General features: G+C 70.7%; 18 protein-coding genes. 6 read left to right on the forward strand and 12 right to left on the reverse strand.

Features of this window, described 5'->3' with window-relative positions; genetic code table 11:
- Positions 1-187: 187 nt before the first annotated feature.
- The gene (locus tag ABIE67_RS39680; protein ID WP_370266406.1) at positions 188-1,021 is read right to left on the reverse strand and encodes an IclR family transcriptional regulator; all 834 of its coding nucleotides are present in this window, start codon (positions 1,019-1,021) and stop codon (positions 188-190) included.
- A 28-nt stretch (positions 1,022-1,049) separates the two neighbouring features.
- Positions 1,050-1,475, reverse strand: a complete 426-nt coding sequence (locus ABIE67_RS39685) for a MarR family winged helix-turn-helix transcriptional regulator (RefSeq protein ID WP_370266407.1) — start codon at positions 1,473-1,475, stop codon at positions 1,050-1,052.
- 209 nt (positions 1,476-1,684) lie between these two features.
- Here ABIE67_RS39685 and ABIE67_RS39690 point away from each other — a divergent pair, with 209 nt between their 5' ends.
- The 6 genes from ABIE67_RS39690 to ABIE67_RS39715 all read left to right on the forward strand — a co-directional run bounded on the left by ABIE67_RS39690 (position 1,685) and on the right by ABIE67_RS39715 (position 8,732).
- Positions 1,685-2,602, forward strand: coding sequence for an SDR family NAD(P)-dependent oxidoreductase (locus tag ABIE67_RS39690; RefSeq protein WP_370266408.1), 918 nt, complete (start codon positions 1,685-1,687; stop codon positions 2,600-2,602).
- An 11-nt stretch (positions 2,603-2,613) separates the two neighbouring features.
- Positions 2,614-3,489 carry an amidohydrolase family protein gene (locus ABIE67_RS39695; RefSeq protein WP_370266409.1) on the forward strand — a complete coding sequence of 292 codons (876 nt, stop codon included), beginning with the start codon at positions 2,614-2,616 and terminating at the stop codon, positions 3,487-3,489.
- 10 nt (positions 3,490-3,499) lie between these two features.
- Positions 3,500-5,002 (forward strand): long-chain fatty acid--CoA ligase, encoded by a 1,503-nt coding sequence (locus tag ABIE67_RS39700; protein WP_370266410.1) that lies wholly within the window; start codon positions 3,500-3,502, stop codon positions 5,000-5,002.
- Between the two features lie 8 nt (positions 5,003-5,010).
- Positions 5,011-5,466: a MaoC family dehydratase gene (locus tag ABIE67_RS39705; RefSeq protein ID WP_370266411.1), complete on the forward strand. Its 456-nt coding sequence runs from the start codon at positions 5,011-5,013 to the stop codon at positions 5,464-5,466.
- Between the two features lie 300 nt (positions 5,467-5,766).
- Positions 5,767-7,899, forward strand: a complete 2,133-nt coding sequence (locus ABIE67_RS39710; protein WP_370266412.1) for an FxsB family cyclophane-forming radical SAM/SPASM peptide maturase — start codon at positions 5,767-5,769, stop codon at positions 7,897-7,899.
- On the forward strand, positions 7,896-8,732 hold the full coding sequence (locus ABIE67_RS39715; protein ID WP_370266413.1) for an aminoglycoside N(3)-acetyltransferase: 837 nt from the start codon (positions 7,896-7,898) through the stop codon (positions 8,730-8,732). The genes ABIE67_RS39710 and ABIE67_RS39715 overlap by 4 nt, the downstream gene beginning before the upstream one ends.
- Here the strand turns inward: ABIE67_RS39715 and ABIE67_RS39720 are convergent.
- The 10 genes from ABIE67_RS39720 to ABIE67_RS39765 all read right to left on the reverse strand — a co-directional run bounded on the left by ABIE67_RS39720 (position 8,703) and on the right by ABIE67_RS39765 (position 22,289).
- On the reverse strand, positions 8,703-9,488 hold the full coding sequence (locus ABIE67_RS39720; protein WP_370266414.1) for an alpha/beta fold hydrolase: 786 nt from the start codon (positions 9,486-9,488) through the stop codon (positions 8,703-8,705). The genes ABIE67_RS39715 and ABIE67_RS39720 overlap by 30 nt on opposite strands.
- Before the next feature lie 140 nt (positions 9,489-9,628).
- Positions 9,629-10,486, reverse strand: a complete 858-nt coding sequence (locus tag ABIE67_RS39725; RefSeq protein ID WP_370266415.1) for a hypothetical protein — start codon at positions 10,484-10,486, stop codon at positions 9,629-9,631.
- Entirely contained in the window at positions 10,486-12,171 is a 1,686-nt protein-coding gene (locus ABIE67_RS39730) for a PHP domain-containing protein (RefSeq protein ID WP_370266416.1), read from the reverse strand. The genes ABIE67_RS39725 and ABIE67_RS39730 overlap by 1 nt, the downstream gene beginning before the upstream one ends.
- A 44-nt stretch (positions 12,172-12,215) precedes the next feature.
- On the reverse strand, positions 12,216-14,045 hold the full coding sequence (locus tag ABIE67_RS39735) for a LamG-like jellyroll fold domain-containing protein (protein ID WP_370266417.1): 1,830 nt from the start codon (positions 14,043-14,045) through the stop codon (positions 12,216-12,218).
- A 34-nt stretch (positions 14,046-14,079) separates the two neighbouring features.
- Positions 14,080-17,073 carry a glycoside hydrolase family 2 TIM barrel-domain containing protein gene (locus ABIE67_RS39740; protein WP_370266418.1) on the reverse strand — a complete coding sequence of 998 codons (2,994 nt, stop codon included), beginning with the start codon at positions 17,071-17,073 and terminating at the stop codon, positions 14,080-14,082.
- Positions 17,070-18,005 carry an alkaline phosphatase family protein gene (locus ABIE67_RS39745; protein ID WP_370266419.1) on the reverse strand — a complete coding sequence of 312 codons (936 nt, stop codon included), beginning with the start codon at positions 18,003-18,005 and terminating at the stop codon, positions 17,070-17,072. The genes ABIE67_RS39740 and ABIE67_RS39745 overlap by 4 nt, the downstream gene beginning before the upstream one ends.
- A gap of 28 nt (positions 18,006-18,033) precedes the next feature.
- Positions 18,034-18,903, reverse strand: a complete 870-nt coding sequence (locus ABIE67_RS39750) for a carbohydrate ABC transporter permease (protein ID WP_370266420.1) — start codon at positions 18,901-18,903, stop codon at positions 18,034-18,036.
- Positions 18,900-19,784, reverse strand: a complete 885-nt coding sequence (locus ABIE67_RS39755) for a carbohydrate ABC transporter permease (RefSeq protein ID WP_370269387.1) — start codon at positions 19,782-19,784, stop codon at positions 18,900-18,902. Before ABIE67_RS39755 ends, ABIE67_RS39750 begins: the two co-directional genes overlap by 4 nt.
- Before the next feature lie 124 nt (positions 19,785-19,908).
- The gene (locus ABIE67_RS39760) at positions 19,909-21,189 is read right to left on the reverse strand and encodes an ABC transporter substrate-binding protein (protein WP_370266421.1); all 1,281 of its coding nucleotides are present in this window, start codon (positions 21,187-21,189) and stop codon (positions 19,909-19,911) included.
- A gap of 47 nt (positions 21,190-21,236) precedes the next feature.
- The gene (locus ABIE67_RS39765; RefSeq protein WP_370266422.1) at positions 21,237-22,289 is read right to left on the reverse strand and encodes a carbohydrate kinase family protein; all 1,053 of its coding nucleotides are present in this window, start codon (positions 22,287-22,289) and stop codon (positions 21,237-21,239) included.
- Between the last annotated feature and the right edge of the window lie 32 nt (positions 22,290-22,321).

The raw sequence follows: 22,321 nt of genomic DNA on the forward strand, positions 1-22,321 counted from the left end.
GCGTCACGCGGCGTCTGTGTGCTAGTCCGGCTGTCCCTCCGGCCCTTGCGAGGGATCACGGCGGCAGCCGTCTGCTCGCCTGGGCTGTGGATTGGTTCGGGCGTCGCAGGGTCTTGGGGCCGGTGATGAGGTGGCTTCAGGGATGAGGGTGTGCGGGTTGGACGGGCGCAGGGCCGGCGTACGGTGCCTACGCCCCCTTGTCCGGATGCCAGCCCAGCCCCCGCGAGATCCCGCGCGCGGCGAGCCGCACCGCCGGCACCAGTACCGGGACTTGCGCGTCGGCCTGGGGCACGACGACGGAGACGGCGGCGACGACCGACCCGCCCGGACCGCGTACCGGGGCGGCCACCGAGAGCGCGTCGTCGGTGACCTGGCGGCTGCTCACCGCCACCCCCGTGCGGCGTACGTCGGCCAGCATGCGGCGCAGCCGGGCCGGTTCGGTGACGGTGTACGGCGTGAAGGAGGCGAGCGGCCCGGCGCAGTACTCGTCCTGGAACTCGGGGTCGCCGTGCGCGAGCAGCGCGAGCCCGACCCCGGTGGCGTGCAGCGGCCAGCGCGCCCCGACCCGGATGTGCACGCCCACCGCGGAGCGTCCCGACAGCCACTCGATATAGACCACCTCGGCCCCGTCCCGGACCGCCAACTGCACGTTCTCGTGCGTCGCTTCGTACAGGTCCTCCAGATACGGCAGCGCGAGCTGCCGCAGCGCCAGCCCGCGCGGCGCCAGTGCCGCGAGCTCCCAAAGCCGTAGCCCGACGTGGTACTGGCCGGAGTCGTCCCGCTCCAGGGCGCCCCACTCGGTGAGAGCGTTCACGAGCCGGTGCGCGGTGCTCAGGCTCAGCCCGGCCCGCCGGCTGATGTCCGTCAGACACAGCGCCGGGTGTTCGAGGTCGAAGGCGCCGAGCACGGACAGCAGCCGGTCGGGAGCGGAGCGCGTCGCTCTGGCCGGCGCGGACGAACCAGACGGCCCGGACGGCACAGGCTGCGGCACGGACGGCACGATGTCGGGGGTCATAGGCACCTCATCCCCTCGTCACCTCATCGCCCCGTCACCCCAGTCCGGACTCGGTGACGCGCTGCAGCAGCGAGTGGAGCTGCTCGCGCTCGGCGGGGTCGAGGGGCTGGAGGAGGTCGTTGGTGACGCGCTGCCCGGCCTCGTCGGTGTCCCGCAGGAACGCCCGGCCGCCCTCGGTCAGGACGATGATCCGGCTGCGGCGGTCGTCGGGGGAGGGGCGCCGCTCGGCGAAGCCCAGCTTCTCCAGGTCGTCGACCAGGCCGACGATCGCGCTCGGGTCGTAGCCGAGCGACGCGCTCAGCTCGCGCTGGAGCGCGCCCGAAGACGTGGCGAGGAACCGCAGCACCGCGTAGTGGCGCAGGCGCACCCCCGACTCCTGCAGGAACGTGTTGAACAGCTGACCCGAGCGCAGGCCCATGCGGTACAGCAGGTAACCCGTGTCCGCGTGCAGTCCGCGCATCCACGGTTCGTTCGCGTCGACGGGTGCCGGGTTCGTGGCGGGCTGGCGGGCGATGGCGGGCTCCCTGGTCTCGGCCCCCGGTGTCGGGGGTTCCTCTGTGCAGATTCCAGCATGACGCACCCGAAGGTCGCCAACAACTATTGACGACAACAATTATTGCTCTTAACTTCGATCTCGTAGCCGCACCCCACGTCGAAGGGACCCCTCCCGTGCCCAGCATCGATCTCACCGGCAAGGCCGCCGTCGTCACCGGCAGCGGCCGGGGCCTCGGCCTCGCCTACGCCCACGCCCTGGCCGCGCACGGCGCCTCCGTGGTCGTCAACGACGTCGACGAGGCCGTGGCCGAGGCGGCCGTGAAGTCCATCACCGAGGCCGGCGGCACCGCCGTCGCCGAGGTCGTCCCGGTCGGCACGACCGAGGCTGCGGAGCGCCTGGTCAACCGAGCGGTCGAGGAGTTCGGGCGGCTCGACATCCTGGTGACCAACGCGGGCATCCTGCGCGACAAGGTCCTGTGGAAGATGACCGACGACGACTTCGACGCGGTGATCACCACCCACCTCAAGGGCACCTTCACCTGTGCCCGCGCCGCCGCCGTCCGCATGCGCGAGCAGGGCGAGGGCGGCACCCTCGTCCTGGTCGGCTCCCCGGCCGGCCAGCGCGGCAACTTCGGCCAGACGAACTACGCCGCCGCCAAGGCAGGCATCGCCGCCTTCGCCCGCACCTGGTCGATGGAGCTGGGCCGCGCGAACATCACCGTCAACGCGATCGTGCCGGTCGCCGCGACCGCCATGACCGAGACCATCCCCGCTTTCGCCCCGTACATCGAGGCGATGAAGAACGGCGAGCCGCTGCCCGACTTCCTGCGCAAGGGCGAGGGCTTCGGCACCCCCGAGGACTGCGCGGCCCTCGTCCCCTTCCTCGCGTCCGAGGCGGCCCGGGGCGTGACCGGTCAGTGCATCGGCGTCGGCGGCGACAAGGTGGCACTCTGGTCGCATCCGCAGGAGATCGCGGCGGCCTACGCCGACGGCGGCTGGACCCCCGACACCCTGGCCGACGTCTGGTCCACCTCGGTCGGCGCCGAACTCCAGTCGGTCGGCATCCCGGCGCCCAAGTTCCCGGAGGCGTGATGGACCTGTCCATGAATGTCGACGACCTCGTCGCGATCGACGTCCACACCCACGCGGAGGTGTCCTCCAAGGGTCACTCCTCCCTGGACGACGACCTGCACGACGCCTCCTCCGCCTACTTCAAGGTCGAGGGCAAGCGGAAGCCGACCCTGGAGGAGACCGCCGCGTACTACCGCGAGCGGAAGATGGCCGCCGTGATCTTCACGGTGGACGCCGAGTCCGCCACCGGCACCGCGCCCGTCCCGAACGAGGAGGTCGCGGAGGCCGCGGCCGCCAACGCGGACGTCCTCATCCCCTTCGCCTCGATCGACCCCTTCCGCGGCAAGGCGGGCGTGAAGCAGGCCCGCCGCCTGGTCGAGGAGTACGGGGTGAAGGGCTTCAAGTTCCACCCCAGCATCCAGGGCTTCTTCCCCAACGACCGCTCGGTGGCGTACGACCTCTTCGAGGTGATCGAGGAGACGGGCACCATCGCCCTCTTCCACACGGGCCAGACGGGCATCGGCGCCGGAGTCCCCGGCGGGGGCGGCATCCGGCTGAAGTACTCGAACCCCCTCCACGTCGACGACGTGGCGGCCGACTTCCCGCACTTGAAGATCATCCTGGCGCACCCGTCCTTCCCCTGGCAGGACGAGGCCCTCGCCGTCGCCACGCACAAGCCGGGCGTGCACATCGACCTGTCCGGCTGGTCGCCGAAGTACTTTCCGCCGCAGCTGGTGCAGTACGCCAACACCCTGCTGAAGGACAAGGTCCTCTTCGGCTCCGACTTCCCCGTCCTCACCCCCGACCGCTGGCTCGCCGACTTCGAGAAGCTGTCGATCAAGGACGAGGTCAAGCCGAAGATCCTCAAGGAGAACGCCGCCCGGCTGCTCGGGCTGACGAAACCGTAAGGGGCGTGACATGCGCAACGAGGGACTGGGGTCATGGCCCGCACGCCGGGCCCGCAAGACCCCGCACCGCACCGCCCTGATCCACGGCGAGACGTCCATCGACTACCGCACCCTGCACACCCGCACGACCCGCCTCGCCCACGCCCTGCGCGAGAGGGGCGTGCGCCGCGGCGACCGCATCGCCTACCTCGGCCCGAACCACCCCTCCTACCTGGAGACCCTGTTCGCGGCCGGCACGCTCGGCGCGGTCTTCGTCCCGCTCAACACCCGTCTGGCCGGCCCGGAGATCGCCTACCAACTCGCCGACTCCGGCGCCAAGGCCCTCCTCTACGGCCCGTCGCACGCCGGACTGGTAGCCGGACTGCCGGGCAGCACGGACGTCCGTACCTACGTCGAAGTGGGCGCCGAGTACGACGCGGCGCTCGCCTCCGCCTCCGAGGAGCCCATCGACACGCCGGTCACCCCGGACGACACCTGCATCATCATGTACACCTCGGGGACGACGGGCCGCCCCAAGGGCGCGATGCTCACCCACGGCAACCTCACCTGGAACGCGCTCAACGTCCTCGTCGACACCGACCTGACCGCCGACGAACGCGCCCTGGTCTCGGCCCCGTTGTTCCACACGGCCGGTCTGAACATGCTGACGCTCCCGGTCCTGCTCAAGGGCGGCACCTGTGTCCTGGTCGAGGCCTTCGACCCGGACGCCACCTTCGACCTGATCGAACGGCACCGGATCACCTTCATGTTCGGCGTGCCGACCATGTTCGACCAGATCGCCCGCCACCCCCGCTGGCCCGGCGCCGACCTGTCCTCCCTCCGCATCCTGACGTGCGGCGGCTCCCCGGTCCCGACCCCGCTCATCGCCGCCTACCAGGAACGGAATCTGACGTTCCTTCAGGGCTACGGCATGACGGAGGCCGCGCCCGGCACCCTGTTCCTGGACGCCGAACACGCGGTGAGCAAGGCCGGTTCGGCGGGCGTACCGCACTTCTTCAGCGACGTACGGGTCGTACGGCCGGACATGGCGCCGGTCGACGTCGGCGAGACCGGCGAGGTCGTACTCCGCGGCCCGCACGTCATGCCCGGCTACTGGGGACTGCCCGAGGAGACGGCCGCGTCCTTCGCGGACGGCTGGTTCCGCAGCGGGGACGCGGCCCGGATCGACGAGGACGGCTATGTCTTCATCGTCGACCGCATCAAGGACATGATCATTTCCGGCGGCGAGAACATCTACCCCGCCGAGATCGAGGACCTGCTCCTCGCCCACCCGGACATCGTCGAGTGCGCGGTCATCGGCGTGCCCGACGACAAGTGGGGCGAGGTGCCGCGCGCGGTCGTCGTCCCCCGCGAGGGAGCCGCACCGGACCCCGACGCGATCCTCGCGTCCCTCGCCGGACGCCTCGCCAGGTACAAGATCCCCAAGTCGGTGGTCCTCGCGGACGAACTCCCGCGCACCGCCTCGGGAAAACTCCTCAAGTCCCGTGTCCGTACCCGGTACGGCAACAGTTAAGGAACCCCATGAGCATCACCGTGAACGGCCTCGACGAACTGAAGAAGCTCGCGGGCAGCGACCTCGGCACCAGCGAGTGGATCGAGATCACCCAGGACCGCATCAACACGTTCGCCGACGCCACGGGCGACCACCAGTGGATCCACGTGGACCCGGAGAAGGCGGCCGAGGGGCCGTTCGGCGCGCCCATCGCCCATGGATATCTGACGCTCTCCCTCTTCATCCCTCTGTTCACCGAGCTGTTGGATGTGCAGGGTGTGACGACGAAGGTCAACTACGGCCTGAACAAGGTGCGTTTCCCGTCTCCGGTGAAAGTCGGGTCGCGGATACGGCTCGTCGGTAATCTGGCGGAGGTGGAGGAGGTGCCGGGCGGCGTACAGATCGCTGTGGAAGGCACCATCGAGATCGAGGGCGGGGCGAAGCCGGCGGCCGTACTGACGAGCCTGTCGCGCTTCTACAGCTGAGGTGTTTCGTTACCCCGAAACGGTACCGATATCCCTCGGACGGAGGCATAGTTTGGTCGTCAGCGGGTACTGACGACCCCGCCGCTGTACCGTGCTGCCAGAGTGTCCACTCACTCGTCTTCACCCCACCGAGGTGCGGCCGTCGGCCGCCGAAGCTCACACCGCCGCGCCGCGTCTCGACGCTCCGCACGACCCGAAGAGCGTCCGAGGCGTACGTCGCGCCCGCTCGTCCTCGCAGACGCGCAAGGGGGCAGGGGTCACCTTCCAGTCGTCCATCTGAGGACAACCGTATACTCCGTCATGACCGGTCCGACCGCCCCGCTGCGGCAGCTCGTGCTGAAAGTGCACAGCAGATGCGATCTCGCCTGCCGGCACTGCTACGTCTACGAGCACGCCGACCAGAGCTGGAGCTCGCGACCCAGAGTGATCTCACAGGAAACGATCTCCTGGACCGCCCTCCGGCTGGCGGAGCATGCCAAGAAGCACCAGCTCGCCTCCGTACAGGTCATTCTGCACGGAGGCGAGCCGCTGCTCGCCGGTCCGGCACGCCTACGGGCCGTCTGTGAGGCGCTGACCCTCGCGCTGTACGGCGTCTGCGCCCTCGATCTGCGCATCCATACCAACGCCGTTCAGCTCGGCGAGCGCCACCTCGACCTCTTCGCCGAGTACGGCGTCCGGGTCGGCGTCTCCCTCGACGGGGACCGGGTCGCCAACGACCGACACCGGCTCTTCGCCAACGGCCGCAGCAGCTACGACAAGGTCCTCCGGGCCATCGCCCTGCTCGACCAGGACCGCTACCGCCACCTGTACGCCGGCATCCTGTGCACCATCGACGTGCGCGACGACCCCGTGGCCGTGCACGACGCCCTGGCCGCCCTGCGGCCCCCGCGCGTCGACTTCCTCCTGCCCCACGCCACCTGGGACGCCCCGCCCCTGCGGCCCGACGGCGCCGAAACCCGGTATGCCGACTGGCTCCTCGCCGTCCATCGCCGCTGGAGCGAGCGGGGGTGCCCGATGCCGGTGCGGCTGTTCGACTCGGTCGTCAGCACCCTCGGCGGTGGTCCCGGCCTCACCGAGGCGATGGGCCTGGAAGCCGCCGATGTCGTCGTCGTCGAGACCGACGGCACCTACGAGCAGGCGGACTCGCTGAAGACTGCCTACGACGGGGCACCGGTCACCGGCAAGGACGTCTTCCGGCACACCCTCGACGAGGTGGCCCGCCACCCCGGCATCACCGCCCGGCAGCACGGCCTGGACGGCCTGTGCGCCGAGTGCCGTTCCTGCCCCGTGGTGCGTTCCTGCGGCGGCGGACTGTTCGCCCACCGGTACCGGTCCGACGGCACCGGATTCGACAACCCGTCGGTCTACTGCGCGGACCTCAAGGAACTGATCCAGTCGATCGACGCCCGGACCGGCGTGAGCGCGACCCGTCCGGTCGAGGGCTTCGACGCGCTCGCCGACGGCAGCGACGAAGGCGTCGGAGTACGGCAGTTGGCGCGGATCCGCCAGGACATCACCCGTGAGCTGCTGACCGCCGTACGCGAGGAGATCGGGCCGAGCGCGGGCGAGCTGTGGGAGCGATCCTGGCAGCTGGCCCTCGACCTGGGGCGACGCGACGGTGCCCTGCTCGAACCGCTCCTGGCGCACCCCTACACCCGCACCTGGGCCGTGCGCTGCCTGGACGAAGCCGCCTCGCCCGCTCATCTGGCCTCCCTCGTGGCCGCCCTGGCCCTGCCGGTGCGGGTCGGAGAGAAGGCGTCGGTGCCGGTGCGTGACGGCGTCGCGTATCTTCCGGGCCTGGGCAGCGTACGCGTCCATCTTCCGTGCTCCGTAGTCGAGTTGACGGAACATCACCTCCAAGGTCCGGACTGGGAACCGCTGCACCGGGTCCGCGGTGACGGGCTGGACATCGTTCTGGACGACGCAGACCCCCATCGCGACTGCTTCCGCACTGCGGTCGGCGGACGGCTGACGCAGGGGGAGACCGACCTCTGGCGTCATGTGCTGCCACACGCCTGGGCGTTGATCCGCAAGACCTTGCCGGCCGTCGCCTCCGGGATGACGGAGGGCCTGCGCGTGATCACTCCGCTCGCCGCTCCGCCGGATCCCGAACACTTCGTACCCGGCGGCGGATTCGGCGCACTGGGCGTCCGTCTCGACGCCGCCCCGGAACGCGTCGCCGTGGACCTCGTGCGCGGCTTCCGGCTCGATGTGCTGGACGCCCTGCTCGACGCGTGCGACCTGTACGACGAGTCGGACGCCCGCACCGGGGCGCTGCTCGGCGACACCTACGCGCGCGCCGCGACCGACGCTCTACGGCACGACACCGAGGCGGCCCGCCGCACGCGCGCCCAGTGGGCCGAGCTGTCGGCGGTCGGCTCGCTGACCGCGCTCGGCCGGCGGTTCGTCGAGGGCATCGGGCGGAGTCTGTGACCGCAGCCCCCTCGCTCGCCGAGGACCTCGTGGCACTGGGCCTGCGGCCCGGAGCCACCGTGCTGGCCCACGCCTCCCTGCGGCGGGTCGGCGCCGGAGCCGACGTCACCCTGGCCGCCCTGCGCTCCGTCCTCGGCCCCCGGGGCACGCTCGTCGTCCCGACGTTCACCGCGGGCAACTCCGACACCTCACCCGCGTACCGGGACCGCACCCGGAACATGACGACCGATCAAATCCGGGCACTGCACCGCCAGATGCCGCCCTTCGATCCGGACAAGACGCCCTCCGAAGGGATGGGGCGGCTGGCCGAGGCCGTTCGGCGAGCCGACGGGCGGGTACGCAGCTCGCACCCGCAGACCTCGTTCGCCGCCGTGGGCGGCCGGGCCCCGGAACTGCTGGCCGTGCACGACGAGAACTGCCACCTGGGTGAGCGCTCTCCACTGAACCGGCTGTACCAGGCCGGGGCCCAAGTGCTGCTCCTGGGCGTCGGCTTCGAGGTGTGCAGCGCCTTCCACCTCGCCGAGTACCGGGTCCCTGATCCGCCCCGGCGAACGTATCGCTGCGTCGTCCTGCGCGACGGGGCGGGCCACTGGCTGTCGTACGAGGACATCGAACTGGACGACAGTGATTTCGGTGTGCTGGGCGCCGACTTCGAGAAGGGTGACGCCGCCCGTGCCGACCCGGTCGTCCGCGGCGGGCGCGTCGGCAACACGCACGCCAGGCTCTTCCCGCTCGATGCGGCCGTGGACTTCGCCACCGCCTGGCTGGCGGGAAATCGACCCCGCTGCCTTTTCACGGACCCGTCACAAATCGCTGCGGGGTTCCTGCACTGAGTGTCCACCCCCGCGGGGCCGGGCAAGGGGGTGCGGGGGACGGGATCGGGGGATCGCGTGGAGCCGACGGAACCATGGGGGGACGCCACCGCCCCCTATTTCTTTCTCAGTTACGCCCGAATGCCACAGGACGGATCCGGAGCGACCAACCCGGATCTGTGGGTCCACCGCCTCTTCGAACAACTCTGCGAACACATCAGGAACATGACGGCGCATCCGGGCGCGCCGGGATTCATGGACGGATCGATGCGCGTCGGGCAGATCTGGAGCAGTGAGCTCGGCGACTCGCTGGCCCGCTGCCGGGTGTTCGTGCCGTTGTACTCGCCGCGGTACGTTGGAGGCCGTCATCCCCGCGAACCAGTCCAGCCCGTCCGCGTCCCGCGGGGCGAGGCTGACCAGGACGGCGGCCCGGGTCACCCGGTCCGGCAACAGGGCGGCGCAGGCGAGAGCGTGCGGGCCGCCGCCGGAGCGGCCGACCACGGCGAAGCGCTCGACGCCGAGGGCGTCCGCGATGGCGGCGACATCGCCGGAGACATGGGCGACCTGACGTCCGGGGAGGCGGTCGGAGGGGCCGTAGCCGGGGCGGTCGTAGGTGATGAGCCGGACTCGCTGGTGGTAGAGCAGCATCGGCCGGGGTGCGGGGCCGAGCCGGCTGCCGGGCGTGCCGTGCAGCAGGAACACCGGTGAGCCGCCGGGATCTCCGCTGATCTCGACGGCTAATCGGCGCCCGTCCCCCGTGTACACGTCTTTGAGCATGCACGGTCCCCTTCCAAGCCCCCGCCCGCTGCGGCATGCCGTGTGGTCGTGCAACGGCCATTCCCCATCGTGCTCCAGATCATCCCGATGTGCGGGTGTTTCCGGCTTCCGGCAGCCCAGGGACCGGGAGGAGGTTCGAATCAGCCCGTGATCTGCTGGTACGAGTACACGGCGGTCGCCGCCGCGCACACCCCGGGCGGGATCATCTGGGCGCGCAGGGTGTCGCTGTTCACGTCGTAGTCGACGCCCTCCGTCTCGAACGTGCCGAACGTGCCCGTGCACACGCTGCGTTGGGGCAGCGCGAACAGGCTCTCCACCGCGCCCGTCACCGGCTGACCGTCCACCTTGCGCGGCAGGTCGACCTGGAGGAGGGGGCGGATCTCCGGGAAGAGCGTTCCCGAGGCGTCGTTCGAGGCGCACACCAGGCGGGTGTCCGTCACGAAGTCGCAGCCCTGGATGTCGCGGACGGGCTTGTCCAGGGTGATCTGCCAGGCCTCCTTCAGGTCACCCCCGGACTGGGGTGTGGACGGGTTCAGCAGGGGGGCGGGGAACACCTGGAGTCTTCGCTGCTCTCCCCACTCGCCCGACACCAGCCACTGCCCGTCGGGCGAGACGGTGGCGAAGGAGTTGTTCAGCTTCTCGCCCGGGTTGAGTCGGTGGACGTACTCGTAGCGCTTCCCGGCCGGGGTCGTCACCGCGAACATCTTGGACGTGGCCGTGTCCGGGCCCTGATAGGCGTCGAAGACATGGCCCCGTGCGATGTCCGGGTCGCCGACGTGGTTCCAGCCCTTGACGCGCAGGGCCGGCGGGATGGAGGCGAGCCCGCGGTACAGCAGTGAGCCGTCCGCGCGGCTCGCCAGACCCTGCCCGCCGCCCAGCGTGTCCGTGTACCCCGTGCCGGTCTCGGCCCAGTGCGGGGCACCGGCGGCGGACGCCGTCCCCGTGCCGAGGGCGAGGGCCGTCAATAAGCAACCGGGGATGAGGAGATGACGCTTCATCAGGCTCCTGCCACGTCGACGAACACCGGGTTCGAATAGAACCATGTATCCGCCCACGGGTCACCGTCTCCGGGCGCGTGCGGGATCGGCCCGTGCGGGTCGACCGACGCGCCGAGGTAGCCCGCGCCCTGGCGGTTGCCGTCGCTGCCGCGCAGCCGGACGTAGAAGGACTCGCTTCCGGCGGTCAGCGGGATGCGCAGGGTGTACGTCCCCTTGCGGCCGCTCACGTCCGCCGTCCGCACGACCTTGGTGTCGGGTGCCTGCCAGGTGTCCCGGTCGGTCACCGGGCCGCGCACCGCGCCCCGGATGACGTCCACGTGCGCCAACTCCGGCAGGATTCCCTGGGGGTTGGGCCGGGAGGCGGTCGTGACCGTCACGTTCAGGGTGAGCTTCTCGCCCTTGCGCACCCGCAGCCGGCCGCCCAGGGTGACGCCCCGGCCGTGGTCGCAGTCCCGCTTGAGACGGACGTCGAGCCCGTCGAGCAGATGCCCGTGGTCGAGCCAGACCCGGCCCGCGCGCAGGCCCGCCATCACCGCGCGGTAGCCGTAGCGGGTCACACCGACGTGGGTGCGGCTGAACTGGCCCGGCCAGAAGTCGCTGCCCGGCTGCGGAGTGGTGGTGTCGACCGGGTCGGGGAGCTTGCCGGTGGTGTCGAAGTTCTGTCCCGCGGGCCAGACGCCGTTCTTCCAGGTGTCGAAGACGATGCGGTGGGCGTCGGAGTTCGTGGTGATCGAGAACAGGCGGCCCTCCGCCAGCATCGAGTCCCACAGACCGCCGACCGTCGCGGTCGCCCAGTCGAAGCCGCCGTACGTCAGATACGCGTCCGCCGGGTAACCCGCCCAGGACTGCGCCGACGGCTTGTTCTCGTACTCGCCGCGGATCGAGGTCGCGCCGCGCCAGCCGGGGATGGCCGCGCCCTGGGCGCCGGGGGCGCCCTCCATGCCGACCATGATCTCGGGGGCCGCGTCCCGCCACGCCCGCATCTCGTGCGGGGAGTCGATGCCGAGGCGCATCGGGTGGTTGGCGAGGACGAGGACGTCGTCCACGTAGCCCGTGCGGCGCTGCTCGGCCAGCCACTGGAGGGCCTTGACCGCGTGGGCCTCGTTGCGGGCGGTGTCCGCGTCGGCGGCCCCGCCCTTGTCGTAGCCGAGCAGCTTGCCGTCGTAGGCGCTCTCGAACCGCGTGAGCAGGTCGACCTCGTGCGCGCCGGGCGCCGCGAAGACCGTGCAGTGCTCGGCGGCCGGGATGTACCACTCCAGGCCCTGGAAGATGAGCTGGCGCGGGTTCTCGGCACGGGCCCTGAGGATCTCCTCGTGCTCCAGCGCGGCCCCGTACTTGGCGTGCCCGAAGTTGGAGTGCTCGGTGAACACCATCCAGTCCAGGCCGTACTTGGCGCTCGCGGCGGCGAGTTGGGAGAACGTGTACTTGGCGTCGTGACTGTAGACGGAGTGGATGTGGTGGTCGCCCACGAGGTAGGCGAGGCGGGGGGCGTCGCCGCCCAGGCGCGGGCCGGAGGCGGCCGAAGCCGGTGCCGCCACCGCGGGCACGGCCGCTCCGCCCAGCGCGAAGGCGGCACCGAACAGGCCCGCGCGGCGCAGGAGTCCGCGCCTGGAGACGCCCTGCTGGTCGAGGTCGGCAGGGGAGACGGACGGGTCGGCCCAGCTGGGCAGCTGCTGCTCGGTCATGGTGATCCTCGAAGGGCGTCAGTGAAGGGCGTCGGTGAAGGGCGTCAGTGGGTCATGAAGGACTTGACGGGCAGCGCCCGCGCGACGATCCGGACGTCGCCGAGGCGGCCGTGGAGGATCTGGTCGATCTTGCCGCCGTACTCGTAGCCGCCGAGCAGCCACGGCAGCCCGACGGACGTGATGCCGGTCGAGCGTGCCTTGGGGTTGCGGACCACCGGGCAGCCCTCGACGTACATCGTGGTGTGCTCGCCGTCGTTGACGACCGCCAGGTGCCACCAGGTCTCCAGCGGGGTCTCCTGGGCCCAGTTGGTGGCGATGCCCTCCTGGTTCAGCGGGCGCATCGCCCACTGCGGCTCCCGGTCGTTGGACAGGGAGAGCGTGGCGAGCGGCTCGTCCGGGTCGTCGGCGGTCTTGCCCGCGGCGCCGCCCGTCCCGGTGCGGCTCAGCAGGCCGGACCAGGCGTGGTGGTCGGGGTCCCAGTCGGCGGGGAGACGGTAGAACGCCTCGATGGTGTAACCGTCCCGGAATGTCGCCGAGTTGAGCGGAGCACCGTCCACCGTCCGCAGATACGCCCCCTTCAGCGGGGACTTGAAGCCCTGGAACTCCAGGCTGCCGTGACCGGGCTGGTCGGGGTGGTGGTCGGCGGACCAGCCCAGCTCGCCGTCGCCGACGGTGACGAGCGTGAGGTCGTTGCCGCGCCCGGAGAGGTCACGGACCATGGTGCCCTCCACCGGCTTCTCGAAGCGCCAGTACGCCACCGTCCCCGGGATCAGCAGCCGCGAGGCGGGGCGCGCCGGGCGTGCGGGCACCGGGGCGAATCCGGAGAAACGGTCGGTGAAGTCGATCTCGACGCTGAACCGGTCGGCGTCGCCGCTGAGTTCGATCTCCTGCCGCTCCAGCTCGTTGAGGCTCTTGGCGGCCCGGCCGAGGATCCACGGGGAGACCGTCTCCACGTCGATGACGTTCCGGTCGAGGTCGAAGCGGTACAGGCGGATCATCGCCGCGCCGCCGAAGTAGCGGTTCTGGTAGTTCGTCAGATGCAGGTGCACGTCGTTCCCGGCCGCGTTCCTGCGGGTCGCCCGGGCGGCGGGCCAGTAGTGCCCGTTGAGGGTGAGGAAGATCTGGTCGTGGTCCGCGATCAGCTGGTCCCACAGCTGCTGCCCGTACGCCGACAGCGCGTCGTCCTCGACGACCAGCTCATGGGTGGTGAGGACGACCGGCGTCTTCGGATGCCGGGCGAGGACGTCCTTGGCCCAGGCGTAGCCCTTCGCCGACAGCCGCCAGTCCAGCGCGAGCACCATCCACTCGCGCCCGGCGGCCTTGAAGAGGTGGAAACTGTTGTAGCCGTCGGGGGAGGCACCCCCGAACGTCTTCTTGCCCTGGAACCGCTTCGGCCCGAAGGCGTCCAGATACGCCGTCGCTCCGCGCTGGTCGTCCGTCGACGACTTCACGTCGTGGTTGCCGGCGAGGACGCTGTAGCCCACGCCCCGCCGGTCCAGGAGCCGGAACGCCTCGCTGATGGCGGCGACTTCGGGCTGGGTGCCGTTCTGGGTGAGGTCGCCGAGGTGGGACAGGAAGACGATGTTCTCCTTCCGGCCGTGCTCCAGCAGATAGCGCAGGGACGCCTCGACCGGCGCCTTGTCGATGCTCGGCCCGTCGAACAGGTACTGGGTGTCGGGCATCACGGCGAGCGTGAAGCGACGGCTGTCCGAGTCGGGCCGCCAGTCGTCCGCGGATGCCGCTTCGGCCACGGTCGGCAGCGCGACCGAAGCGGTGGTGGCGGCGCCGATCAGCGCCGTGGCCCGCAGGAAACTGCGTCTTGCGGCGCCGGCCTGCGCGGCCTCGCCCTGGTCGTGCGCATGCGAAGTACACATGGGTGCTCCATGAAGAGAGGGAGAGGAAGAGTGTTCAGAGGACGCGCAGGGTCCAGCTCCAGCGATGGATGCCCGGTGCGACGCGATACGAGGGGAAGGTGTCGGGGCCGCACGACGCCGTGCCGAGGCCTCGGTGCGCCGCGTCGATGTGGACCACGCAGCCGGGGCGCGGCACCAGTTCGTCGTGGTGCGTGGCGGCGGTCAGGTCCTCGGCGCGGTAGCGGGTGACGGAGACCTGGCGCGGCTCGTCCAGCGCCACCGTGAGGCCGGTGGCGTCCGGCCCGGACAGCGTGAACCGCCGTACGCCGTGCCGGCCGCCGCTCTCCTGGGGGCGCAGGTAAGGGGTGAACAGGTCGTCGACGGGGACGGAGTGATGGCCGACCGGCGCGCCCGCGCCGCGGTCGGGGTACGACTCCCACGGGCCCTGCCCGAACCAGTCCAGCAGGTCGAGCCCGGCGATCGTCTCGAAGACCGTGCCGACGCGCGCCACGTCGTCGAACGCCTCCGGAAGCTCGGCCTCCTCCTCGACACGGACGCCGCCCGCGACGGGCGTGAGCACCTGCCGGTGCCGTACGACACCGGCCGCGCCCGCGTACTCGGCCTCCACCGTCACACGTCCGGTGTCCTCGCGCACCGACACGACCTTGCGTACCAGGGCATCGAGCCCCCAGCTCCGCCAGCGCCGCGCCATGCCGCCCAGCTCGTCGTTGTCGGTGGGCGCCCGCCACAGGGAGAGGGCCGGGGCGGCCGTCAGCAGCGGATGGACGAGGAGCCCCTCGTCGTCGACCTCGACCGGACCCGCCTCGACCGAACCCGCCTCGACCGGACCCGCCTCGACCGAACCGGCGGCCGCCACGGAACCCGCCGCGACGGCTTCCTGCCCCATCTCCGCCGCCCGCAGCAGCACCTGCGGCACGCACACTTCCGTGCCCCGCGGCGCCCACGGCAGGTCCTGCGCCGTGGTCACCCGCAGTGTCAGCCACGCCTCGCCGCCGTCCTCCGGCAGCGCGAACGGCAGCGGCACCGCCGCGGTCTCGCCCGGGCACAGCTCGGGAAGCCCGGCCGGTGCGGTCAGCGTGCGCCCGTCCGCCAGCGCCAGCTCCCATACGGCGTCCAGCCAGTCGAAGCCGCGGAAGTGCTGGTGGTTGGTCAGGACGACGCCCTCGTGCCGGAAGCAGTCGATGCGCACCGGCGCCGCGATCTCCCGGTGCTCGTACATCGCCGGCTTGGGCGTGCGGTCGGGAAACACCACGCCGTCCGCGATGAACGCGCCGTCGTGGATCGTCTCGCCGAAGTCACCGCCGTACGCCCAGCGGTACCCGGGCGCGGCGACACCGTTGTCATAGAGCCCGGCGCCCCCACGCCCGGCCGGTCTTCCGTCGCTCACGTGTTGCAGAATCCCGTGGTCCCAGAACTCCCAGATGAACCCGCCCTGAAGACCTGGGGTGGCCTCGATGGCAGCCCAGTGGTCGGCCAGGGTGCCGTTGCTGTTGCCCATGGCGTGCGAGTACTCGCACTGGATGAGCGGCTTGGTCTGCTCGCCGGAGAGCGCGTGGGCGACGCAGTCCTCCAGCGGGGCATACATCGGGCAGGCGATGTCGGAGGCCAGGCCCGGGTCCGCCCAGCCGAGTTTGGCCGCTCCCTCGTACTGGATCGGCCGGGTCGGGTCGTGCCGGCGTACCCAGCCCGCCGCGGCGTCGTGGCCCGCGCCGTAGTCGGACTCGTTGCCGAGCGACCAGATGATGACCGACGGATGGTTCTTGTCGCGCAGGACCATCCGTGAGACCCGGTCCACGAAGGCGTTCAGATAGCGCGGGTCGTCGGCGATCTCGTGGGCGTGGTCGTGGGACTCGATGTCCGCCTCGTCGACGACGTAGAACCCGAGCTCGTCGGCGAGGTCGTAGAGCGTCGGGTCGTTCGGGTAGTGGGCGGTGCGGATCGCGTTGAAGCCGAAGCGCTTGAGCAGGACCAGGTCGGCGCGCATGTCGTCGTACGACACCGTCCGGCCCGTCAGGGGATGGAAGTCGTGCCGGTTCACGCCCCGGATGAAGACCCGCTCGCCGTTGACCAGCAGGTCCCGGCCGACGATCTCGACGTCCCGGAAGCCGATCCGGTGGCGGGAGGTGTCGGCGACCGTGCCGTCGGCGCGGTGCAGGCGGATGGTCAGGCCGTACAGTTCGGGCGTCTCGGCGTTCCAGGTGCGCACGTCGGGGACGGTGGTGTGCAGCCGTACCTCGCCGAGGAAGTCGGAGACCCGCTCGTCCTCGACGTTGGCCCGGTCGAAATCCGCGTCCTGGGCGAGGAGTTCACCGTCCAGCTCGCCGGTGACGTACCACCCGTCGGGCAGCGCGCCGCCGGTGTCCCGCACCCGGCAGTCGACCCGCAGCTCACCGCTGTACGCGGCCCGCACGGTCACGTCCGCGAGATGCAGGGGGTCCCGCGCGTACAGCAGCACCGAGCGGGTGATCCCGCCGTGCCACCACTGGTCCTGGTCCTCGATGTGGGAGGCGTCGGACCATTTGACGACGGTGAGCCGCACGGTCGCGGGCGAGCCGGGGTGGACGACCCCCGTCAGATCGAACTCGGCGGCCAGATGGGAGTCCTTGGAGATGCCCACCGGCCGCCCGTCCACATGCACCAGCAGCACGCTCTCGGCCGCCCCGACCTGGAGCACGATCCGGCGTCCCGCCCAGTCGGCGGGCACGTCCACCTCACGCTCGTACACACCCGTCGGGTTGGCGGCGGGGGAGTGGGGCGGGTACTCGGGGAACGGCATCCGGATGTTGAGGTACTGCGGAAGGTCCTCGGCGCCCTGGAGGGTCCAGACGCCGGGTACGTGCGCCGCCGACCACGCACCGCCGACCGGCGCGTCCGGAGCGGACAGCAACTGGAAGCGCCAGTCGCCGTCCAGGGGGAGTGCTCCGGAGCGCCGGTCGACGGCGTTCATGGGGAGTCGCCCCCAGGAGGTCACCTCGGGTGCCTCCCAGGGGCGCAGGGCGATCAGGGGATCGAGGGGTGCGTCGGTCATGACCATTCCGAAGTCGGTGCGGTGGGCCGGGGCAGGGGGTGGCCTTGCAGACCCCAGGCGGGGTCGACGGGGATGCCGAGCCGGTCCAGGACGGTGGGGGCGATGTCGACGAGGCGGGGCGTGTCGAGCCGGGTGCCGTCCGGCCCGCCGGGCTCGGCGAGGATGACGAAGACTTCCCGCTCGGCACGCGTGTCACCGCCGTGGCCGCCGGTGTCGAGGTGACCGTGGTCCGTGGTGACCAGCACGGTCCAGTGCTCGTCGGCGCGCCCGGGGTCCGAGCGCCGGGCGTCGATCGCCTCCAGCAGCCGCCCGAGGTGGGTGTCCTGGGCACGGAGAGCGTCGTCGTAGGCGGGGGAGAGGGGGCCCGTGGCGTGGCCGGCCTCGTCGGTGGCGCCGAAGTACACGAACACGGCGTCCGGGTCACCCCTCGTGAGCCAGCGTGTGACCGTGCGGGCCACGCGGCGGTCCGCGGTCTCGTAGCCGCGGGACTCGCCGTTGTAGCGCACTCGCCGGCCGATGGCGCGGCCCAGTGTGCCGCGGCGGACCAGAGCCGGCCAGGACACCGCGGCCGCGGTGCGCAGGCCGGGCCGGGCGGTGGCGGCGCGCGTCAGGAAGTCGGGATAGCGGGCGTAGTCGGCACCGAGGAAGTCGTTGCCGGTCACTCCGTGCCGGTCGGGCCAGACCCCGGTCAGCACGCTCGACCAGCCGGGGCCGGAGTCGGTGTAGGCCATGCTGGTGGACGGCCCCTCGTCGGCCTGGCCGTCCACCTCGCCGTAGGGCAGCAGGCTGGTGCCATGGGCGCCCGTGGCCATCAGGCCGTGCAGTACGGGTGCCGTGGAGGGCGAGCGGGTCAGCAGGTCGAAGCGCAGCCCGTCCATGCCCACCACGAGCACCTTGCCGCGTTTCGGCCGTCCACCACCGGCGACTTCCACCACTGTGCACCTCTCTCCCGACACCGGCTCAGCTGCCCTGTACCGCACCTTCGGTGGCGCCCGCGATGAACCCGCGCGCGAAGACGCTGAAAACGATGACCAGAGGGAGGGACGCCATGAGCACCCCGGCCATGACCATGCTGTAGTCGGTGCTGTGGCCGACGTTGAGCTGGGCGAGCTCCACCTGCAGCGTCACGTGTTCGGGGTTGGTGAGCACGATGAGCGGCCAGACGTAGTCGTTCCAGGCGCCGACGAAGGCGTAGATGGCGAGGAAGGACATCGCGGGCCTGATCATCGGCAGCGCGACGTTCCAGTACTGGCGGAAGAACCCGGCCCCGTCGATGCGCGCCGCGTCGAGCAGTTCGTCGGGCACGCCGTTCTCGATGTACTGGCGCAGCCAGAAGATGCCGAAGGCGTTGGAGAGGGCGGGCCAGACCAGCGCCTTGAGCATGCCGACCCAGCCGATCTCGGACATCAGGATGAACTGCGGCAGGACGGCCAGTTGGAGCGGCAGCATCATGAACACCAGCAGCGTGCCGAAGAGGACCTTGCGCCCGGGGAAGTCGAACTTGGCGAAGGCGAAGGCCGCCAGGGAGTCGACGAACAGCACCAGTACCGTCGTGACGGACGCGACGACGATCGTGTTGAGCATCGACCCGAAGAAGTCGATGGTGTCGAGCACATGCCGGATGTTCTCCAGCAGATGCGAGCCGAACGTCAGCTTCGGTGGGCTCTTGTAGATGTCCTTGGTGGTGTTGGTCGCCATCACGATCGTCCATACGAACGGGAAGACCGAGATCAGGACGGCCACCATGAGCAGGATGTGCGCGGACAGGCCCTTGGGGCGGCGCAGCCGCTTCGCGCCGGTGGCCGGCCGCGGCGTGGCGGCTGTCGTCATGACTTCCTCCCTCGTTGCACGATGCGCCAGTTGACGACGACGAGCACGATGATCAGTACGAAGAAGGCCCACACGATGGCCGCGCCGTAGCCGTAGTCGTTGTCGAGGAAGGCCGACTGGTAGAAGTACAGCAGCGTGGTCAGGCCCGCCTGGCCGGGGCCGCCCAGGTTCTGGTTGGCGGCGTTGCTGGCGAAGAGCACCTGGGGTTCGCTGAAGCTCTGCAGACCGTTGATGGTCGAGATGACGACGGTGAACAGGATGATCGGCCGCATGATCGGAATGGTGATCTGGAAGAAGGTCCGCACCGGCCCCGCGCCGTCCATCCTGGCCGCCTCGTAGACCGACTGGGGGATGGCCTGGAGGCCCGCCAGATAGATGATCATGTTGTAGCCGGTCCACATCCACGTCATCAGCGCCGCGATCACCACTTTGATCAGCCACGGATTGCTCAGCCACGGCACGGGTGAGATGCCGACCGTGCCCAGGATCGCGTTGACGAGGCCGAAGTTGTTGCTGAACACCGCGCCGAAGAAGATCGCCACGGCGACGATCGACGTGACGTTCGGTACATAGAGGGCGATGCGGTAGAAGCCCTTGAAGCGGCGCACCGAGTGCAGCAGCGTGGCCAGCACCAGGGCGCCGAACAGCGTGGGAACGGTGGACAGGACCCAGATCGCCAGGGTGTTGCGGATCGACAGCCAGAAGACCGGGTCGTTCCAGAGGAACTCGAACTGCTGCAGCCCCACGAACTGCTTGGTGCCCAGGCCGTCGTAGCGCTGGAAGGCCAGATACAGCGAATAGAAGACGGGGACGAAGGAGAAGGCGGCGAAGATCAGGTAGAAGGGCGAGATCGCCAGGTACTGCCGCCAGTACGACAGCACCCCGCGACGCCTGGGCCGAGCGGCGCCCGCGGGCGGGGTGCGCCGCGGGCGGAAGCGGGCCGGGCCCGCCCCGCCCCGGTGCCGGTGCACCGGGGCGGGGCCGGTGACCGGAGGGGACGACACCTCAGCTCACCCCCTGTCGCCGGGCGATCTGCTTGGCCTGGCTGACCGCGTCGTGCCAGGCGTCGTCGGGCTTCTTGCCCTTGGCCTCGATGCTGCTCAGCTCGGCCGTGAAGGGCGCCATGACCGCGGAGTCCGCGGGCGCCTCGTAGCTCACCGGGATGGCTTCGGCAGCCGGGCCGAAGACCTCGATGATCTTCTGTCCGCCGAAGAAGGCGTCGGGGCCCGTCATGGCCTCCATCGAGTACGTCGCCGGAGAGGCGGGGAAGATGGTGGCGTCGGTGTAGCTCTTGGCGTTGTTGTCCGGGCTGAGGATCCAGCTGATGATCTTGAACGCCTCTTCGGGGTTCCGGCACTGCGAGGGCAGGGCCAGATAGGAGCCGCCCTGATTGGCCGGCCCGTGCGGCGTCGCGCAGACCCGCCACTTGCCCTTGGTGCCCGGGGCGGCCGACTCGATGTCCAGCGCGTGCCAGGCGGCGCCGAGTTCGGTGGCCAGGTTCTTGCCAATGGCGGCGTTCCAGGTCTGGTCGTTGATCTTGGCGTCGATGCCGAGCGTGTAGGGGCGGATCGCCGTTTCCCACGCGGTGCGGATGTGCTCCTGGTCGCCGATGAAGTGGTTGTCCTCGTCGATGAACCGCTTGGTGCCCTGGCCGACCGCGATGTTGAACACCGCGCTGATGTTGTTGACCAGGAAGATGCCGGGCAGGGCCTTCTTCAGCTCCGAGCCGAGCGCGAAGTAGTCGTCCCACGTCTTGGTCTCGGCCGCGACCTTGGCCGGATCGGTGGGCAGCCCGGCCTTGTCGAACAGGTCCGCGCGGTAGAACAGCGCGGTGGGACCGATGTCGATCGGGAACCCGATCTGCTTGCCGTCCTTGGTCTGGGCGAGCTTGGTCTTCCACTCCAGGTACTGGGACGAGATCTTCTTGAAGCCCAGGTCGTTCAGGTCGAGGAAGCGGTCGGCGTTGGGCAGGAAGGAGGCTATGTCCTCGCCCTTGATGCCGGTGATGTCGGGCACCGAGGAGCCGCCCGCCGCGAGGGTGGTGGTGAGCTTCTGCTTGAAGTCGCCGCCGATGGACGCGGCGGTCAGCTTGATCTGGCTGCCGAAGTGCGTCTTGGCGTCGGCGACCACCTTGTCGCTGAGGGCGCCGCCCCAGTACCACAGGGTGAGGTTCTTGCCGTTCTTGGTGCCGGCCGATTCCGAGCCGCCGCCGCAGGCGACGGTCAGGCCGGAGGCGGCCGCGGTGAGCGCGGCGGCCTGGAGGAAGCCTCTACGGGAAAGGTCCACGGGTGACTCCTGTTGTTCCTGTTCGACGTGGAGAGGGGGTGGGAGGGTCAGGGCCGCCGTTCGCAGGCGCGTGGGCCCACGGGCATGGGACCGGTCGGCGGGGTGACGGGGGCGTGGCGCACGGGCGGGCCCACGTCGGCCGGGATGCGGTGCGCGAGAAATCCGTACGCGCGCCGTAGTTCGGGGTCTTTCGCCGACCGCCACCAGCGGTCGACGCCGTACCAGCCGGGGGCCGCCAGCGCGCCGCCGTGGTGCCGTACGGACAGTCCGGCGGCGAGCACGGCGAACCGGAGCCGTTCCTCCAGCGGCCAGCCGCCCAGCGAGGCCGCGACGAAGCTCGCCCCGAACACGTCCCCGGCGCCCGTCGCGTCGAGGACGTCGACGTCCAGGGCCGGGACCTCCGCGTACTCGCCGGTCGTCTGGTCGACGGCTACGGCGCCGTCCCCGCCGCGTGTCACCACGGCCACCGGGACCAGCTCACTGAGCGTGCCGAGGGCCGCGACCGCGCTGTCGGTGCGGGTGTAGGCCATGGCCTCGGTCTCGTTGGGGAGGAAGGCGTGGCACAGGGAGAGCTGGTCGAGCAGGTCGGTCGACCACTGCTGGGTGGGGTCCCAGCCGACGTCGGCATAGATCTGCGTGCCGTTCGCGGCGGCCTTGGCCAGCCATGCGCGGGGTTCGGCCTCGATGTGCACGAGGGCCGTGCGCGCCTCGGGCGGGTCGCCCATCAGCGCGTCCTGCGAGTACGGGGGCTCCTGGCCGTGGGTGACGAGGGCCCGGTCGTGGCCGTAGGCGAGGGAGACGGTGACGGGGGTGGGCCAGTCGTCCGCCGTGCGGGAGAGCGAGAGGTCGATGTCCTCCTGGTCGCACAGGACGTCCCGGCACCACTCGCCGTAGAGGTCGTCGCCGAACACCGTGGCCAGCGAGGTCCGCAGGCCGAAGCGGGCGGCGGCCACCGCCAGGTTGGCGATGCCGCCCGGGCCGCAGCCCATGCCGCCCGTCCAGATCTCCTCGCCCGGGGTCGGCGGCTTCCCGAGCCCCGTGAGGACGAGGTCGTAGAAGAGCAGCCCGGTCAGCAGCACATCGGGCCGGTCGTCGTCCACGGATCGCGTCCTCTCGCTCGTGCTCCCGCTCG

It is taken from the genome of Streptomyces sp. V4I8 (assembly GCF_041261225.1).
Lineage (GTDB): Bacteria > Actinomycetota > Actinomycetes > Streptomycetales > Streptomycetaceae > Streptomyces.

Coding starts and splice junctions, on each gene's coding strand:
- ABIE67_RS39685 (WP_370266407.1), bottom strand. CDS start 1,475: ATGCGCGGACTGCACGCGGACACGGGTTACCTGCTGTACCGCATGGGC.
- ABIE67_RS39695 (WP_370266409.1), top strand. CDS start 2,614: ATGAATGTCGACGACCTCGTCGCGATCGACGTCCACACCCACGCGGAG.
- ABIE67_RS39700 (WP_370266410.1), top strand. CDS start 3,500: ATGCGCAACGAGGGACTGGGGTCATGGCCCGCACGCCGGGCCCGCAAG.
- ABIE67_RS39705 (WP_370266411.1), top strand. CDS start 5,011: ATGAGCATCACCGTGAACGGCCTCGACGAACTGAAGAAGCTCGCGGGC.
- ABIE67_RS39710 (WP_370266412.1), top strand. CDS start 5,767: ATGACCGGTCCGACCGCCCCGCTGCGGCAGCTCGTGCTGAAAGTGCAC.
- ABIE67_RS39720 (WP_370266414.1), bottom strand. CDS start 9,488: ATGCTCAAAGACGTGTACACGGGGGACGGGCGCCGATTAGCCGTCGAG.
- ABIE67_RS39725 (WP_370266415.1), bottom strand. CDS start 10,486: ATGAAGCGTCATCTCCTCATCCCCGGTTGCTTATTGACGGCCCTCGCC.
- ABIE67_RS39730 (WP_370266416.1), bottom strand. CDS start 12,171: ATGACCGAGCAGCAGCTGCCCAGCTGGGCCGACCCGTCCGTCTCCCCT.
- ABIE67_RS39735 (WP_370266417.1), bottom strand. CDS start 14,045: ATGTGTACTTCGCATGCGCACGACCAGGGCGAGGCCGCGCAGGCCGGC.
- ABIE67_RS39740 (WP_370266418.1), bottom strand. CDS start 17,073: ATGACCGACGCACCCCTCGATCCCCTGATCGCCCTGCGCCCCTGGGAG.
- ABIE67_RS39750 (WP_370266420.1), bottom strand. CDS start 18,903: ATGACGACAGCCGCCACGCCGCGGCCGGCCACCGGCGCGAAGCGGCTG.